Here is a 17083-nt window from a genome sequence, read left to right on the forward strand (position 1 = left end):
ATGATTTAAAATATCTACTTCACAATAACAAACAACACACTATAAATTAGTAGGTTTTCTTTTTCCAAATATTTTTTAAAATAAAGAATCCTCTTCTATCGGCCATGAGTTATAATTAATTTTATGTTTAACACTGCTTAGGAGATTAAAATGAGTCTTTCTGAATTCGGATCTATCTTATTCTGGATAGTCATTCTCACTGTGATTATCGCTGCTATTACGATTACTATTGTTTATTGGCGTTCGCGCAAATCTAATAATAATTATTTAGAAAACAAAGAATTTAAATTACGTTATTTCATTCAAAAACAGGTCGATTTTTCTGGTAAGACGATTGGATATGAGTGTCTGTTGCGGCAACAAAACGCTAACTCCACTTGGTCTTTGCCCTCCAATCTTGATTCTTTGCCATTACAACGAGTTGTTTTTTTATTGGAAAACACATTTGAATCATTACCAACTGAACCAATCACCTTGTCGATCAATTTAGAATACAATCAAATCATCAGTTCTGATTTTCAATATTTCGTCCGCTGGGCTATCTCAAAAATCGAACCAATGAAACTTTCAGTCGAATATACTCCTGGTCAAGCCAAACACTTCCAAAATAAATATCTTTTTGAAAAACGTATTCGTGAAGCACAAAACTATGGCATGGAATTCAGCATTGACAATGTTGGTTCTGATTCTAAAGATTTAAAGGATATTGAATGGATGTTGCCTTTTATCGACAATATTAAATGTTCTATGCGTAATTTTAGAAAAGAGGACCCAACCATTTGGCTAGATCTTAATTTGCAGTCTTGGAATAAAATTGCTAAAGAAAATAATATCAATCTAATTTTAATGGGAATTGAAGATGAAAACGACGCAGCTCTGGCTGAACAGCTGAATATCAAGACACGTCAAGGATATCTCTTCGGACATCCCCAAAATCCCCAAAAGGAGGTCACTGATAACCATGAAAAATGATGATGAAAAGAATAAACAACAGCTTTATACAGACCAATATTTTGAATCTGGACACATCTTCTTAAAGATTCGCCAGACCCTTGTTGCCATCATTGGCTGGATTGCTGTAATTGTTCCTATTGCTATAACTATTACTTCATTTTGGGCTAGCTTTGACAATCGTATCCCTCATATCTGGGCCTATCATGAAGGATTATATGAACTATTATTTATTGGTTTAATTTTAATTTTTGCCTTTTTTATGACTGCAATTTTCTCCATCAGTATGACCTTAATTCAAAATCGTAAACGTGACCGTTTAGTTGAACAATGGCCTACCTATAACCCAATTAATCAAAAAAAACGTAAAAAAGTTATTGATGATTTTATTGATCAACGTTTCGGCGACCAAGAATTTCGGGAGAATGTCAGGACTTATGACGTTCAGCCAGACCAAAATCTTGAAACTCACGAAATCAAAAAACTTTATGCTCACCAAAACTTGGACGATATTCATTAGGAGAAAAAATGAAAAATATCTTTATTGATCATATTCTAGGAAGTACTCCCCTAGAAACATTTGTTAACATTTGTTTATTGATTCTCTGTTTATATCCAATCATAGGGTCTTTTTTCTGGTTTTGTGGAGCACTGAATTATCGTTTTCTAAAAAGCAACAAACGAGATCTCGATTGGAAACCCATTCCTAAGAATAAACAACCAATGATTACGATCATGGTACCAGCTCACAATGAAGAAGTTGTTATCGAAGAAACTTTAACTTATCTTTTTGAAAATATAAATTATGATAATTATGAAGTTCTTGTAACTAACGATGGCTCTACTGACGATACCGCTGATATCATTAAAAGACTTCAGGAAAAATATCCTCGTCTTCGAACAATCAATATCATTAAAAATAAAGGTAAAGCACATGCCTTCAACATTGGTATGCACTTTGCTAAAGGCGAATATATTTTAAGTAACGATGCCGATACAATTCCTGAACCAGATGCTTTGATGAAATATATGAATTTCTTTGTTCACAGTCGCGATATGAATACTTCTGCTGTTACTGCCAATATGGATGTTCAAAATCGGACAACTCTTCTAGGAAAATCGCAAACCGTAGAGTTTTCAAGTATCGTTGGCGTTATCAAACGAAGCCAAACTTCAGTCAATGATTCTATGTATGCATACAGTGGTGCCAATACTTTGTACAAAAAGAATTTCTTAATTGACGTTGGTGGCTTTAGACAAGATCGCGCAACTGAGGATATTAGTATCGCTTGGGATCATCAAACTATTGGAGCTATTCCTCGATTTGCTCCTAATATCGTTTTCCATATGAATGTTCCTGAAACTATTGGCGAGCTTTACAAACAGCGTTGCCGTTGGGCCCAGGGTGGTACTGAGGTTTGGTTGACTAATTTAAAAAAGTTCTTATTTCACCCCATTAAAAGACGTTATCAAATGTCGATGTTTGTTGACTCTAGTCTTTCTATTATCTGGTCCTTTTTCTTCATGATAACTTCTGTTATCTATTTGATTACGATAATTTGGCTTGCTTTAAACGGAAATTATGAACGACTTTTTCATGCTTTTATGATTTCCTTTATCTTTGTTACTTTTGAAATCATGGCTGGCTGTTTACAACTAATCACGGCTTTAGTGTTAGATCATCACGGTGCCAAGTTGAAATATGCCTTCTTCGCACCTTTATATATGCTCTTTTATTGGATGGTCAATCCCGTAACCGTAGTAATGACATTCATTCCTGCTCTTAAAGCTATTTTGGGTTTGGGCTCTGGTACTTGGGTCAGTCCCAAGCGAAGTTCTTTGCAGTCAAAAGGCAAAAAATAATTTCTATTTAGGAAACATTTAAGTGGACAATTGTAACATAACAAATTATGATTACTTAGACACAAAATGTGTTTTTAAGGAGTTATTATGAGGAAAAATTCATGGATTGTGTGGTTGGTACTCCTGGCAGCCGCTTTTGTAGTCGTCGAGACTAACCCTCAAATTGTTCCTAAAGTTAAAAGTGAATTGAAAGCTACTAATTCACAAATTCAACCTTATGTTTATCTAATCAAAGCTAATATTGATAAAAAAATCAGTGGCAAAACCGAAACTAGCTCCGAAAACCAAGTCGGTAAAGTAACCACCCCCACTGAAGAACCATTAAAGAATATGCACACTTCAAGTACTTATTATTATCATTACAAAAATAACGTTCCTCAAGCTGCACGCCAAGTCTTTGATAATGCCGTTTCGTCTTATAACAATACTGGTATTGTTAGACTAATTCCCGGAAAAGCTGAACCAAATCAGAACAATATAACTTTCTTCGTTTATCATAAGAAGATTGATAATATTGCTGCCAATTCAGTAGAACTTGGTAACGGTGGACCTTCAGCCCTTCAATTAAATGATTATGCCATTAATAGTGGTCGTGCGGGCTTAAATATGACTTATCCTAATATGTCGATCAAAAATTCTGTCGCTATGCACGAACTGGGGCATGCTTTAGGATTAGCACATAGTTCTTATACTAATTCTGTCATGTATCCCGTTGATCAAGGTGTTAGTAAATTATCAGAGGCTGACTTAAACGGTTTAAAAAATATCTATGACCATTAAAAAAACATCTATTTAGAGTTAACGAATATCGATATCCTGATATTCGACTCTAGATAGATGTTTTTTTGTACTTTTTAACTACTACCGTCTAATATGATTCCAAAGTCATTTTTAACATTTGATTAAAGCTATCGCGAGCTGTTATCAACTTGTTATCAAAGCGCCCATTACCTACATGCACGACTTCTCCGAGTATTAAATTACGCAACATTCTTGCTAAAACTAATTGTTCTTTATCATCCAGATTCAATGGCATTAGTAACTTTAACATAATTCCATGAACATTTAGGGCACTGTTATCAAGTTCTTCATCATGAATTTTTCCCGATGGAATACTAAGAATCTGTTGCGCTACCAAATACTTATCCAAAGCATACTGAACACTGACATTACAAAATACCATAATTGCTTGTTTTCCTGACAGTCCTAACAAATCGGCCTGCAATCTAATTGCTAAATTATTATAAAAATCAATCGCGACTGCCACTTTGACAGCCATTACATCAGAATAATAATTATAAATTGCTTGTGAACGAGTACCTAATTTACGACTTAAATTGGTAAAAGTTAAATTATCTTGATCCTTAATCAATTCCACTGCTGCCGCAACAATTTTTTCTTTTGATAAAGTTCGTGACGTCATACTTATCTCCTACTTGATTTTTACACTTTGTAATTATATATTACATATTGTAAGTAGATTTTACAATTCTAATTAAATCTTATCTTAATCACATCAAGTTTATTAGACAAGTAATAGGAATTGGTAGGAAAGAAGATATTTTTATGGCTACATTCTTACTCATTATTTTAGGTATTGTTATCGGAACTATCGTAATCGCTCTAGGCGGTGGTGGAGCTGCTTTTTACTTAGGAATTTTATCTTCATCGTTCAATTTACCACCGGCAACGGCGGCTGCAACTTCTATCGTGACAGCTTTTCCATCACTAGTTATTGGAACCATTGCTTATATCCATCAAGGCAGAGTTAATTTTCACTTGGGAAATCAAATGTTAATTGCTTCCTTACCGGCAGTTATAATTGGTGCTTTAATTTCACCCTATATTCCTCAACAATTATACAAATGGTTAATTGCCATCATTTTGGTAGTTTTGGGTGTTCAGATAATCATCAAGCAAAACTTACATTCTAAGCAAAAGAAGACCCATGGTAAATTTGCGGCCGCAATGTACGGTGTCTTAAGTGGATTAATGGTAGGAATTGCTGGATTAAGCGGTGGCGGACCGGTTTTAGCTGGCCTTTTGATTTTAGGACTAGATACTTTTAATGCCACAGCTACTTCTTCATATGTTCTAGTCGGTATGAGTTTTCTGGGATCAATAATGCATCTGACGACAGGTAATATTTATTGGCAAGCTGGTATACCTTTAATCATTGGAGCAATCATCGGTGCTATTATTGCTCCACTTTTAGTTAACAAATTAGCTAAAAGTAAACACGTCTATTTGGTTCAATACTTTATTGCTATTTTACTTATTATTATGGGAATCAAAACCATTTTATAAAAAGATCCGTTCGATTATAGATTGTCTGCTGACCTCCATATCAAAGCCGATGGAATAGTATTTTATTTAATTTTGAATTTTAAATCTAAAAACAAAAATAACGTCTATTAAGAGATTTTCAAGATATGTAAAAATATATCCTGAATCTTTTAATAAACGCTATTTTTATCAATAAGTTGTTTTCGTTTTAATTTGTGTTTTCTTAACAGCTTCACGTCTGAATAAATAACCCAAAATCAGAATAACCAAAATAATCAAAATCAAAGCCGTCAACATGATGTTATGAATTCCTTGAAAGAAGATTGTTTTCATTTCAGGAACATAAGCTTTAGGCAATTCTTTGGCAACTGAAGCATTGCTCAACTTATTCATCATCGACATTGTAATATGACCACTACTTGCTTTAACTCCTCGAATCAAAGCCAAATTCAAAATAACACCATAAATTGATGACATGAATGTTTGGCTCAAAATTCTAACTAAATAGGCAAATGATGTAGAAATTGGTACATCACGTGGCTCTACATCAAATTGAACGGCAATCAACAAGGCATTGAAACAGATACCAACACCAAAACCTTCAAAAATACCCATAATTAATAAGAATGTATAACTGGCACTTTGACTAGCCCAATACAATCCTGCAAATGAAATCAGGAATGATACTGTTCCAATTGCAATAATTGCATAGCGGCTCATCTTTCTTTGGATCAAAGGCTCTAATTCAGAACCAATGAAGTTAGCAATTGCCCCTGGAATTTGGGTCATCCCCCCGATCAACGCACTAAGACCCATGATACCTTGAGCCCACATTGGAATATAAATATTGAAAGCCACAAAAGATCCCCACAAAAGTGCAAACAGAATTAAATCAATCACTAACTTCTCGTTTTTGAACAAACGATTAGGAACAATTGGATCGTCCACTTTATTTTCAACTCGCGACATCCAAAATATCAAAAGACCTCCAATCACGATAAAAATTAATGTAACAAAAATTGAAGAAACTCCTAATAATTGGATTCCAATCAAAAACGAAGTCAATCCTAAAACCATCAAGATAGCACCATGATAATCGACCTTGGCTTGATTCAACTTTTCCTTAATATTAAAGAATAAGGCGACAATGATAATTGATAATAAAGCTAGTGGCAAATTGATATAAAAGACCCAATGCCAACTGAAAGCATCAACAATCCAGCCACCAATCAAAGGACCAACAATTGAGGTTCCACTGAAACCAGCGGAAGCCACACCAATAACTTGTGAACGACGTTTAATATTTTTAAAAATCTGTGAATAAATGATGAATGGAATAGTATTCATTCCACCAGCTCCGATTCCCATGACACTACGAGCCGTAATGAACCAAATAATATTTGGTGCTAATCCTTGGAAAAGTGCTCCAATCATGAAAACAATCGTGGCAGTTATATAGGCAACTTTATTACCCTTTTTTTCACCAAATTTACTCCATAACGGTGTTGAAACGGCCATCCCTAGCAAAAAGATAGCTACGATCCAGCCCATATACTGAATCCCATGCAAATCACTAATGATTGCTGGCAATGCCGTATTAATTATCGTTGCATCTAGTCCTGCCATCATATTCGACAAAACCAAGGCAAAGGTAACTAACAGTTTACGATTTCTACTCATTCCCCTACTTCTTCCCTCAATTAATTTTCCAATAAAAAATAAGACCTACACAGACGTGCAATGTCTTACTCCTTAGGTAACACTTATTTTTCATGTTTACTGAAAAAGCTTATCTCTTTTTCATTATAAGCTTATTTATAAAATCATACAATGAACCTTAACGTTCTCCACAACAAGTAAATTAACAGATTACAATTTTTCAGGCTGTCCAATAACTTCTTCTAAACGGTTAAAGAATTGAGCAGTATGATAACCATCACAAACAGCATGATGAATTTGGAAGGTTACTGGTAATTTAATATCGTTATCAATTCTTTCAAATTTTCCTGCCGTTACAATTGGCAATAAATAATTATCTCTATTATTAATATTCAAATTAAAACTTGAATAAGTAGCCCAAGGGATCATCGAAATATTAACGATATTCTTAGGTACCGGTTGCTTAGGGAACATTTTACCTGAACCACGATACTTTTTAACATCCAATAAATAGTCACGATTAAATTCAGCAAAAGTATAGGCATCTGGTGTATCAATATTTGAAGACAATTCAGTCTTACTATCAAAAACTGAATAAAATGGCACATTGCTATCATAATATCCCAGTTCACCTTGCTCATTAAAATCCATTCTATATAGATAATCTGAATTAATAACTTTCAAAACTGAATAGATAAACAAAGGATAAAAATTATATTTATGATCCTTAGCAAACTTTACAGCTTTAGCAATTGAAACCTTGTGGGTCATACTATAAGTCGTCTTTTGTTCGATAAAATGATTAAAAACTTCCTTGCGATTCCAAGTATCCAAATCAATTTTAGTGAATTCCATGTGATCGTCTCCTAAAGTTTATTGTTGTTACGATTATCATACATCTTTTGGGAAAACTTGTTGGGATTCTATGATTTTAAGTAATTATTTTTTAATTGCTAATTAATCAATTTTTAGTTAATATTTTCCTTGATTATATATTTTTGTATCTTAATTATTATTATATTGTAATATTATTATTGTTTTATAATACATTTTCAGTGTATATAATGACTATAATAAATTGTTCTTGTTTGGGGGCAATAGTCATGCATAGTAAAACAAAAAGAAACTTATGGACGGGGATTTTTCTGTTCATAAGTGTTTTTATTTTGATTTCATTTAATAATACTCAGGTTCTGGCTGATTTTACTGACAGTACTGATCTATCAGTTTTAAAAGAAGCTCCAAGTGGTATTGCAGTCGACAAATATATGTCTAACTCTGCTCCCACAGTTCCTGATAAAAAAGATATCTATACTACCAATTCCGCCCAAGTAGTTGATACTTCTGGCAAAAATTCTACTACCAGCAACATCATCGCCTTAGCCAGTGGTAAAAATACTTATGGCTCAATGTGGTCAAATGAAAAAACTTTCGATATAAATAAGGAACAGACAATTTCTGCTTGGCTTTATTTCGGCTCTGGCGCCGGTTCTCAAGATGTTAACAGTGAAGGCATTGCCTTTGTTCTTCAAAATGATGACAAAGGTATTGGTGCTTTAGGTGCTGGATTGGAAGGAATGGGTGTCTACGGATACGATGCCTCACAGTACTCACTAACTACTGGTGTCACTGCTAAACAAAGCTATATCCAACAAACTGCCGTTCAAAACAGCATTGCTCTTGAATTTGACACTGCTAATAACAGTTTTTATACTCCAACAGCACCTATCAATAATAATGGAATTACCTTTCCTGCTTCTCTAACTCAAATCCTCAATGGCACTTCTTATTTTTCACTTGATGGCTATGATACTCAACTGGGTACTTCGCTTACTAATCTAACTACATTAGGTTTCCCTAGTACCGCCAGATATGGGGCCGGTGGTGCATACGGACATATCGCTATGACTTATCCAGGCTTAGCCGACTCCTATCAAAAAACTGATTTAACAGCTAGTACAACAATGCAAAATGCTTATAATCCTTGGTCTAATGGCTTTGTGCTTGTCCACGATAGTCCTCAAGCAGCTCAATTGACTGACGGAACTGATGAGTACGGTAATGACTTCCGTTGGCATCACGTTACGATCAAATGGATTCCCGCTGCATCAGGAAGTACCAAGGCCACAATTGAGTACTCTTATAATGATAAAAACATCGATTACAGTGACAATACTTCCACTAAGAGTACTACTAAGAAATTATCTAATTCGATTACTGTTGATACCTCTAAATTAAATTCCTCTGATGGCAAAGTTCGTTGGGGTTTCACTGCCGCAAACGGTCCCTCATCCAATGTTGCTTCAAAATTAGTTGCTCTAGATTCAGCTCCTGACATTCTTTATGCCGAGGCCGATAGCAACATTGTTGATACAACTTTAGGCAATAAAAACATCGCTGAAACATCAACCGATAATACTGTCGCTAACGGTGATTCCCTAAAACTAAATTACGACTTAACTTATCTTTCTGGTACTGAAGATTGGAAAGATATTGCCGCTAAAATCAAAATTCCTGATAACGTAACTGTAACGCCTGATAGTTCTGGCAATGTTGCTACGATTACATATGGAGATGGTACTACTGAAAATATCAGTTCCAGTGAATTAAGCAACAGTACCCTTCAACACACCTTGGCTAAAACTATTGGCACAACAACCAGTTCAGCTGGTAAAACAGCCTCGATAACTATTAATGCTACCGCCAAAAATGATACCTCAAGTGACATTGATGTTGCTAAATCCGTCGCCAATTTTACCGGTTCTAATGAAATTTCTACAACCAATAGTCCTGCTTTTACAATTTTGGCTAGCCCTAATTACACACTCAAATTAACTAATACCAATTCTTCAGATGAATTAGATCTGCTTTATAAAGCGGACAACACAACTTTAAATCTTCCAACCGAGTTGGCTTACAGCGATAATCACAGTTTTGCTGATTCAACTAACATTATTTATCAAATCACTGCTGGAGACAAAACTTACACCGTTGGAGCCAGTGCTTCTGGCAATAATTTTGATCAGACAATTGACCTCAAAAGTTTAATCAATGACGACGATACTTTCTGGAATCTTTTCACTGAAAACTCAACCCAAAAAGTAACTGTAAAGGCAATCGACCAGGCAAATGGATTGGTTTCTAACACTCTCACTTACAACGTAAATACCAAGTCCAATAAAGCCTTAAGTATGACTGTTTCTAATAATCTACAATTTCAGGATATCAACTATGGTGATACAACTGAATATTTACAACGTAAGAGTGACTTTGATCTTAGCGTTACAAGTTTACGTGAACCCTGGCAACTCAGCGTTTCAACCAATGGACTATATCTTGACGGCAAAACTCTTAACAATAATCTAGCTTTGGTATATCGAAAAAATACTGATTCAACTTATAATACCCTCAGCTCTACACCAACATTAGTTGATCAGGACACTACCACTCATGAAACTAGTGCCACTGATAATATCTCTGATGATTGGACTAAAAATAGTGGTCTACTTTTGAAACAACTCGGTTCTAGCACCGCTGGTCAATATACTGGTACTCTAACTTGGACTGTTGCCGATTCATTGGACAATAATTAATATTTTTCATTTCTTTTTATACCTTGTGCTAAGATAGAAAATTAATTACTTCAAAGAAGGCTTTACTAAATTACCTGGTCCAATTAAACCTAGCCTCCACAGTGGCACAATGGATGGATTCTATATTAAAGATTTGTAGAAATAACTCTCAAAAATGATATAATAAAAGGCGAACAGAAGTTTGCTTTTATAAAAATAAACGGGTGCATTTATTGCATCCGTTTATTTTCATTTAATTTAGGGGGTCAATATCAAAATGGAAAAACAGCGTACATATATGGCCATTGACTTAAAGTCTTTTTATGCATCAGTCGAATGTATTGCACATGGTCTTGATCCCTTAAATGATAATTTAGTAGTGGCTGATAATTCCCGAACTGATAAAACAATTTGTCTGGCGGTTTCACCAGCGCTTAAAAAATTCGGGGTTCCCGGTCGGCCTAGACTTTTTCAAGTTGAACAAATCGTTAATAAGCTTAATCGACAACGTATTAATGACAATCAATATCACCGTTTAACCAAATACTCTTCCATCAATCGTCAACATCTACTTAATGCTCCAACATTAAAAATCGGCTATGAAATCGTCAAACCTAGAATGAACTACTACATGCACAAGAGCACTGAAATTTATGGAATCTATTTACGTTTTATCGCTGCTAAAAACATTCATGTTTATTCAATCGACGAAGTTCTAATGGACGTTACTGACTATTTAGAGCTACATAATATTTCCGCACATGCTCTTGCCAAAAATATTATCCAACAGATTCAACTTGAGACTGGAATCACCGCTACTGCCGGTATCGGTACGAATCTTTATCTAGCCAAAGTTGCCATGGACATCGTAGCTAAACATATTCCTGGAGATAGCGATGGCGTTAGAATTGCCCAAATGAATGAACAACAGTATCGCCAATTACTCTGGGCACATCAACCTTTAACTGATTTTTGGAGAATCGGCAAAGGGACTGCCAAACGTTTAGAAAAATTGGGATTAGAAAATATGGGTGATATTGTACGTTGTACCTTGGGTTCTCTATCTGACGACAAGAATGAAGAATTGCTTTACCGTGAATTCGGCAAGAATGCTGAACTAATTATTGATCACGCCTGGGGACACGAATCAGCCACTATGGAGGATATTAAAAATTATCGTTCTGACGATCACGGACTATACTCTAGTCAAGTTTTGATGAAACCAACCTCATACGCAGATGGTCGCAAAATTGTTCGTGGTATGAGTGATAACTTAGCTTTGGAACTAGTCCAAAAGAAAGTCGTTACCAATCAAATCGGTATTATCATCGACTACGATATCAAAAGTCTCCAAGTTGACAGCAGTTTTACTGGTAAGTTAGTTACTGATTACTACGGTCGCAAGACACCTAAACCAGATCATAAACATATCAAACTTGATTGCCCTACTTCCTCTTCTAATGAATTACGTAAAACTTTCAGAGAACTCTATGAACAAATTACGAATAATAAAATGTTAATTCGAAAAATAACTTTAACCGCTAATAATTTAGTTGATGAAAATACAGTTGCTCAAAAAGAACAGTTCAAACAAATCAGTCTTTTTGGTAATCCTGAAAAAGAAATTATTGAAGATAAAAACGCTCAAGACAAACGTCAAAAGGACCGTCAAATCCAAGAAACCATTTTGAATCTTCAAAAAAGATTTCGAAATCGTAATATCATCTTAAAGGCATCTGATTTGGAAGAAGGTTCGACCACAATCGAGCGAAACAATCAGATAGGAGGACATCACGCCTAATGGACGAAAAAAAGCTAATTGAGCAAAAGATTTTCAATGATACATCAGCCTATCAAGACATTATGAATCTACCTTACCATCATTCCAAAAGGCACCTTCCAATGAATCAACTCGATCGTGCTTTTCAATTCGCACCCTTTGGAGCCTTAGAAGGTTTCAAAGACTTGATCAACGAAGAATCTCGACACTATGCCCGCAAAAAATATACTAACTCCGAAACAGAAGATTTAATCTATCGTCAGTTACGGTATTTGCAGACCCATCATTTAAAAGTTGATGTCAATTATTTCAACGATAAATCTGGATTTTATGAACATCAAAAAGGATTACTACAAAATGTTGATTTAAAAAAAGGACGAGCTATTTTCAGTGATTTATCAATTGTCATTTTGAATATTCGAGCCATAAAACTACTTAGTTAATGCCACTATCCGTAAAAAATCTGTGGACGCTGGAACGTAGTGGGGCAACTTTGAGCCAATTGAAATACACAATTGTCTTGAAGATTGTCCTTTATCTAATCTTGCTACGCAAGTTAAGATAAATTTCACTACTGAGCATCCACAGATTTTTTACTCCCAATTAGGGATTGAGTTTTATTATTGGTATAGAAAATATTTAAAATATGAAAAATGACATACAACTAATCACTAATAATTTCAAAACCATATCCCCTAATATGCTCTTTTAACATTTCCAAATAATTTTTAGCAATTGGGCTCAATTCCAGCTGGCTATGTTTCAGCCATCCCAAAGTCATTGAATCATCAACATCTAATGGAATAGCTACGATTTTGTCATCGTTCAATTTATTACTAATAATTCCTGAACTGATCGTATATCCGTTCAATCCTACCATTAGATTAAAAATCGTGGCACGATCACTGACTTTAATATTCTTCTTCCTATCTAATGTACTCAAGATTTCCTCTGAAAAATAAAATGAATTGTTATCACCTTGTTCATAAGAAAGATATGGGTAATCAGTTAAATCTTCCAAAGTCACCCGTTTCTTTTTTGTCAAAGGATTCTGGCGTCCTACGAAAACATGGGGTAATGCCTTAAATAGAGGTGTAAACTCCAAATCGTATTCTTTAAATAGTTTCTTTAGAACCCGATTATTGAAACTATTCATATATAAAATTCCTATCTCGCTTTTGAAACTCGACAAATCCTTCAAAATATTCTCAGTTTCAGTTTCACGCAAAGTAAATTGATACTCATCTGCTTTAATGGTTTTGATTAGTTCTACGAAAGCATGCACTACAAAGGCATAATGTTGTGCTGAAACGGAAAAAGCTTTCTTTTGAATCGTATTTTTCTCATAACGTCCTTCTAATAATTGAACTTGATCGAGAACTTGACGAGCATAAATCATAAATTCCCGACCATCATCGGTTAAAGTTACCCCTAGCTTACTTCTTAGTAGAATTTGAATTCCCATTTCATTCTCTAATTCTTTGATGGCATTGGACAAACTTGGTTGCGTTAAGTACAACTGTTTAGCTGCTTCGTTGATTGAACCAGTCTTGACGATTGTTTCTAAATACTCTAATTGTTGAATACGCATAGCGACCTCGAAAGTTTTTTCTTTAGTATAGTCTTCCTTATAGTTTTAAACTATAACCCATCCCTGTTTTTATCAGTTATTCAATATTTAAATATAATGTTAATTTATAAACAACAAATAACTACCACATAAAAAGGGGACTTTCATATGACTACATCAATTATTGGCTTTCCAAGAATCGGCGAAAACCGTGAATTAAAATTCAACACTGAAAAATATTGGCGTAAAGAAATCACTGAAACTGAATTACAGGATTTTGCCAAAGAATTACGTTTAAAACATTGGGAATTGGTTAAAAATGCTGGTATAGACGGTATTCCTAGCAATGACTTTTCATTCTTCGATACTACTCTCGACACAGCTTATCTCTTTAACATCATTCCTGAAGCTGTTAAAAAGCTCAACCTATCACAATTAGATCGTTACTTCGCTTTGGCACGTGGCTACCAAGGTCCCGAAGGTGATATAAAAGCTCTCCCTATGAAAAAATGGTTCAATACCAACTACCACTACTTAGTTCCTCAATTCACTAAAGATACTGATATTAAATTAACTGACACTAAAATTTTTGACGAATATCAAGAAGCTAAAGATAACGGCATCAAAACTCGTCCTGTCATTGTTGGACCTTTTACCCTTCTTTCATTAAGTGAATTCCATGACGTTGAAGCTAATGATTTCGTTGATGATTTGGTCAAAACCTATCAAGAAGTTTTCACTAAATTGTCAGCACAAGGTGCTCAATGGATTCAATTAGATGAACCTGAACTAGTCAAAGATGTTACTGGTTCAAAGAAAATCCTCTTTAAAGAAATTTATACTAAATTGTTACAAAACAAAGCTGGTCTTAAAGTTCTACTTCAAACATATTTTGGCGATGTTCGCGATGTCTATAATGATTTAATCAATCTTGATGTCGAAGGAATCGGCCTAGATTTTCATGAAGGACGTAAGACTAATGAACTCGTTCAATCAGGCTTCCCAGATGATAAAATTCTTTTTGCTGGAGTAGTTAACGGTAAAAATATTTGGCGTAATCATTACGAAGAAACTGTTACTTTAATCAAGAATTTACCTGCCAAAAATATCGTTATTTCAACCTCATGTTCTCTATTACATGTACCATTTACTATCGAAAATGAAACCTTCCCAGCTGAAATCAAGCAACATTTTGCTTTTGCCAAAGAAAAACTAACTGAATTAGATGACATTCAAGCCATTTTAAATGGACAAGGTCAAACTGCTGAAGCTAAAAATAAAGCTCTTTTTGAAAAACCACGTGTTCAACCTAATAAGGCAGTCCATCAAAGAATTGCTCAACTAACTGAAGATTCTTTTGTCAGATATCCTGCCTTGGCACAACGTGCTGCTATTCAAAAACAAGAGTTCAATTTACCTTTGCTTCCTACAACTACTATTGGTTCTTTCCCACAAACCAAAGAAGTCAAAAAAACTCGTGCCAAATTCCGTCATGAAGAAATTTCCCAGGATGAATACGACAAATTCATTGCTGGTCATATTAACGAATGGATCAAATGGCAAGAAGATATCGGCCTTGATGTTTTAGTCCATGGTGAATTTGAACGTAACGACATGGTAGAATATTTTGGACAAAATCTTGACGGCTATCTCTTCAGTAAAAATGGTTGGGTTCAATCATATGGTACACGTGGCGTTAAACCACCAATTATCTGGGGCGATGTTGCTAGAAATCATCCTATCACCGTCAAGTGGTCTAAATATGCTCAAGAACAAACTGACAAAATCGTCAAAGGAATGTTAACAGGTCCAGTAACTATTTTGAATTGGTCCTTCCCTCGTGAAGATATCTCAATTAAAGATTCAACTATCCAGATTGCCTTGGCCATTCAAGATGAAGTTCTCGATCTTGAAAAGAACGGTATCAAAATCATTCAAATTGACGAAGCTGCTTTACGTGAAAAATTGCCACTTCGTAAAACCGATTGGTATTCTGAATACCTTGATTGGGCCGTACCTGCCTTCCGTCTAGTTCACAGCAAAGTTAAACCAACGACCCAAATTCACACTCACATGTGCTATTCTGAATTTACTGATATTATCCCTGCTATTCAAAACCTAGACGCTGACGTTATTTCCTTTGAAGCTTCACGTTCTAACTTGGAAATTTTGGACGCCTTACAAAAGGAACATTTCCAACTTCAAGTTGGACCTGGTGTCTACGATATTCATTCACCACGTATTCCATCAGTTGAAGAAATTAAGACTACTATCCACAAGATTCTTGAAAAAGTCCCTGAAGAAAAAGTTTGGATCAATCCCGACTGTGGACTTAAGACACGTGGTGTTAAAGAGGCTAAAGCTAGTGTTGAGAACTTAACTACAGCCGCTAAAGAAGTCAGAGAGGAACTACTTGTCCATGACAGAAACTAAAAAAACTCCAACTTTATCCTTTGAAGTCTTTCCCCCTAACTCCGAAGTTGGAGTTGGCAAATTAACCGCTACTCTGGATCAATTAAAGGGACTTAATCCTAGTTTTATCAGTGTTACTGCAAGTAACCATAAATTAAACTACGAAAAAACTACTATTGATTTAGCTAAATATGTAAAAGATACACTTGGATGCAACACAATGGTTCATATGCCAGCCGCCTATGTCACCAAAAAACAAGTTGATGACGTTTTGGAGCAACTCGACACAATGCATATCAATCAAGTACTAGCTCTACGTGGTGATATCGTTGACGGTTACACACCAGAAAATGATTTTACTTACGCTAGTGATCTAACAACTTATATTAAAGAGAAGAAACCATATTTTGAAGTTTCCGGTGCCTGTTATCCCGAAGTTCATCCCGATTCAAAAAATCGAATCGACGATATCAAGCACTTGAAAAATAAAGTTGATGCTGGTTGTGATCAATTAATTACTCAACTTTTCTATGACAACGAACAATTTTATCGTTTCCAAGAAGAATGTGCTATTGCCAATATCAACGTTCCTATTCTTGCCGGTATCATGCCGATTGTTAATCGCAAACAAGCCTTACACGTTATCGAAAACTGTGCTGCTCGTTTGCCTAAGAAGTTTATTAATATTTTGGATAAATATAAGGACAATCCTGTTTCACTAAAAGAAGCTGGCATTGCCTACGCCGTTGATCAGATCGTTGATTTAGTTACCAATGATGTTGATGGCGTTCATCTTTATACAATGAATAAGTCCGATACTGCTAAACATATTTTCAGCAATACTGCTTCATTGTTTGACTTAGAAACTGCTGTGGAAGAGTAAAATCGAATCAATGGGACTTATATAAATTTTCCGTCTTCCACAACAAAGCCGATTGGGCTGGAACGTAGTGGGCACGAATTTGAACCGATTGAAGTTCACAATCGTTT

General features: G+C 35.0%; 14 protein-coding genes. 10 read left to right on the forward strand and 4 right to left on the reverse strand.

Features of this window, described 5'->3' with window-relative positions:
* Nucleotides 1–150: 150 nt before the first annotated feature.
* From LAB100_RS11380 to LAB100_RS11395, 4 genes are all read left to right on the forward strand, one after another.
* Nucleotides 151–972, forward strand: coding sequence for an EAL domain-containing protein (locus LAB100_RS11380; RefSeq protein WP_119327123.1), 822 nt, complete (start codon nt 151–153; stop codon nt 970–972).
* Complete coding sequence (locus LAB100_RS11385; protein ID WP_119327124.1) at nt 962–1471, forward strand: hypothetical protein; 510 nt, start codon at nt 962–964, stop codon at nt 1469–1471. The genes LAB100_RS11380 and LAB100_RS11385 overlap by 11 nt, the downstream gene beginning before the upstream one ends.
* A gap of 8 nt (nt 1472–1479) precedes the next feature.
* The gene (locus LAB100_RS11390; protein WP_119327125.1) at nt 1480–2814 is read left to right on the forward strand and encodes a glycosyltransferase family 2 protein; all 1335 of its coding nucleotides are present in this window, start codon (nt 1480–1482) and stop codon (nt 2812–2814) included.
* A gap of 87 nt (nt 2815–2901) precedes the next feature.
* The gene (locus LAB100_RS11395) at nt 2902–3594 is read left to right on the forward strand and encodes a M57 family metalloprotease (protein ID WP_119327126.1); all 693 of its coding nucleotides are present in this window, start codon (nt 2902–2904) and stop codon (nt 3592–3594) included.
* Between the two features lie 88 nt (nt 3595–3682).
* Here LAB100_RS11395 and LAB100_RS11400 read toward each other — a convergent pair whose 3' ends face one another.
* A complete protein-coding gene (locus LAB100_RS11400) occupies nt 3683–4237 on the reverse strand; it encodes a TetR/AcrR family transcriptional regulator (RefSeq protein WP_119327127.1) in 555 nt (184 codons plus the stop codon).
* Between the two features lie 143 nt (nt 4238–4380).
* Between LAB100_RS11400 and LAB100_RS11405 the strand changes: the two genes are divergently transcribed.
* Nucleotides 4381–5121 carry a sulfite exporter TauE/SafE family protein gene (locus tag LAB100_RS11405; protein ID WP_119327128.1) on the forward strand — a complete coding sequence of 247 codons (741 nt, stop codon included), beginning with the start codon at nt 4381–4383 and terminating at the stop codon, nt 5119–5121.
* 168 nt (nt 5122–5289) lie between these two features.
* Here the strand turns inward: LAB100_RS11405 and LAB100_RS11410 are convergent, their stop codons facing one another.
* Both LAB100_RS11410 and LAB100_RS11415 read right to left on the reverse strand, forming a co-directional pair.
* Nucleotides 5290–6780 (reverse strand): MFS transporter, encoded by a 1491-nt coding sequence (locus LAB100_RS11410; protein WP_119327129.1) that lies wholly within the window; start codon nt 6778–6780, stop codon nt 5290–5292.
* A 189-nt stretch (nt 6781–6969) separates the two neighbouring features.
* On the reverse strand, nt 6970–7614 hold the full coding sequence (locus tag LAB100_RS11415; protein ID WP_119327130.1) for a CatA-like O-acetyltransferase: 645 nt from the start codon (nt 7612–7614) through the stop codon (nt 6970–6972).
* Nucleotides 7615–7862: 248 nt separating this feature from the next.
* Between LAB100_RS11415 and LAB100_RS11420 the strand changes: the two genes are divergently transcribed.
* The 3 genes from LAB100_RS11420 to LAB100_RS11435 all read left to right on the forward strand — a co-directional run bounded on the left by LAB100_RS11420 (nt 7863) and on the right by LAB100_RS11435 (nt 12554).
* The gene (locus LAB100_RS11420) at nt 7863–10352 is read left to right on the forward strand and encodes an L-type lectin family protein (protein ID WP_119327131.1); all 2490 of its coding nucleotides are present in this window, start codon (nt 7863–7865) and stop codon (nt 10350–10352) included.
* A gap of 256 nt (nt 10353–10608) precedes the next feature.
* Nucleotides 10609–12132, forward strand: a complete 1524-nt coding sequence (locus LAB100_RS11430; RefSeq protein WP_119327132.1) for a Y-family DNA polymerase — start codon at nt 10609–10611, stop codon at nt 12130–12132.
* Nucleotides 12132–12554: a hypothetical protein gene (locus tag LAB100_RS11435; protein WP_119327133.1), complete on the forward strand. Its 423-nt coding sequence runs from the start codon at nt 12132–12134 to the stop codon at nt 12552–12554. Before LAB100_RS11430 ends, LAB100_RS11435 begins: the two co-directional genes overlap by 1 nt.
* Nucleotides 12555–12775: 221 nt before the next feature.
* On the opposite strand, the gene LAB100_RS11440 is transcribed toward LAB100_RS11435, so the two are convergent.
* Complete coding sequence (locus LAB100_RS11440) at nt 12776–13702, reverse strand: LysR family transcriptional regulator (RefSeq protein WP_119327134.1); 927 nt, start codon at nt 13700–13702, stop codon at nt 12776–12778.
* A 147-nt stretch (nt 13703–13849) separates the two neighbouring features.
* On the opposite strand from LAB100_RS11440, the gene metE reads away from it, so the two are divergent.
* Together metE and metF are read left to right on the forward strand one after the other, a co-directional pair.
* Nucleotides 13850–16114, forward strand: a complete 2265-nt coding sequence (gene metE, locus LAB100_RS11445; protein ID WP_119327135.1) for a 5-methyltetrahydropteroyltriglutamate--homocysteine S-methyltransferase — start codon at nt 13850–13852, stop codon at nt 16112–16114.
* A complete protein-coding gene (metF, locus tag LAB100_RS11450; RefSeq protein WP_119327136.1) occupies nt 16101–16976 on the forward strand; it encodes a methylenetetrahydrofolate reductase [NAD(P)H] in 876 nt (291 codons plus the stop codon). Before metE ends, metF begins: the two co-directional genes overlap by 14 nt.
* Nucleotides 16977–17083: the final 107 nt, after the last annotated feature.

The organism is Companilactobacillus musae (assembly GCF_003967595.1).
Classification (GTDB): domain Bacteria; phylum Bacillota; class Bacilli; order Lactobacillales; family Lactobacillaceae; genus Companilactobacillus; species Companilactobacillus musae.

Bases quoted from the DNA above. Each gene is read 5' to 3' on its own strand.
- metF (WP_119327136.1), top strand. From the start codon at position 16,101: ATGACAGAAACTAAAAAAACTCCAACTTTATCCTTTGAAGTCTTTCCC.
- LAB100_RS11390 (WP_119327125.1), top strand. From the start codon at position 1,480: ATGAAAAATATCTTTATTGATCATATTCTAGGAAGTACTCCCCTAGAA.
- LAB100_RS11380 (WP_119327123.1), top strand. From the start codon at position 151: ATGAGTCTTTCTGAATTCGGATCTATCTTATTCTGGATAGTCATTCTC.
- LAB100_RS11405 (WP_119327128.1), top strand. From the start codon at position 4,381: ATGGCTACATTCTTACTCATTATTTTAGGTATTGTTATCGGAACTATC.
- LAB100_RS11435 (WP_119327133.1), top strand. From the start codon at position 12,132: ATGGACGAAAAAAAGCTAATTGAGCAAAAGATTTTCAATGATACATCA.
- LAB100_RS11395 (WP_119327126.1), top strand. From the start codon at position 2,902: ATGAGGAAAAATTCATGGATTGTGTGGTTGGTACTCCTGGCAGCCGCT.
- LAB100_RS11440 (WP_119327134.1), bottom strand. From the start codon at position 13,702: ATGCGTATTCAACAATTAGAGTATTTAGAAACAATCGTCAAGACTGGT.
- metE (WP_119327135.1), top strand. From the start codon at position 13,850: ATGACTACATCAATTATTGGCTTTCCAAGAATCGGCGAAAACCGTGAA.
- LAB100_RS11400 (WP_119327127.1), bottom strand. From the start codon at position 4,237: ATGACGTCACGAACTTTATCAAAAGAAAAAATTGTTGCGGCAGCAGTG.
- LAB100_RS11410 (WP_119327129.1), bottom strand. From the start codon at position 6,780: ATGAGTAGAAATCGTAAACTGTTAGTTACCTTTGCCTTGGTTTTGTCG.
- LAB100_RS11420 (WP_119327131.1), top strand. From the start codon at position 7,863: ATGCATAGTAAAACAAAAAGAAACTTATGGACGGGGATTTTTCTGTTC.
- LAB100_RS11415 (WP_119327130.1), bottom strand. From the start codon at position 7,614: ATGGAATTCACTAAAATTGATTTGGATACTTGGAATCGCAAGGAAGTT.
- LAB100_RS11385 (WP_119327124.1), top strand. From the start codon at position 962: ATGAAAAATGATGATGAAAAGAATAAACAACAGCTTTATACAGACCAA.
- LAB100_RS11430 (WP_119327132.1), top strand. From the start codon at position 10,609: ATGGAAAAACAGCGTACATATATGGCCATTGACTTAAAGTCTTTTTAT.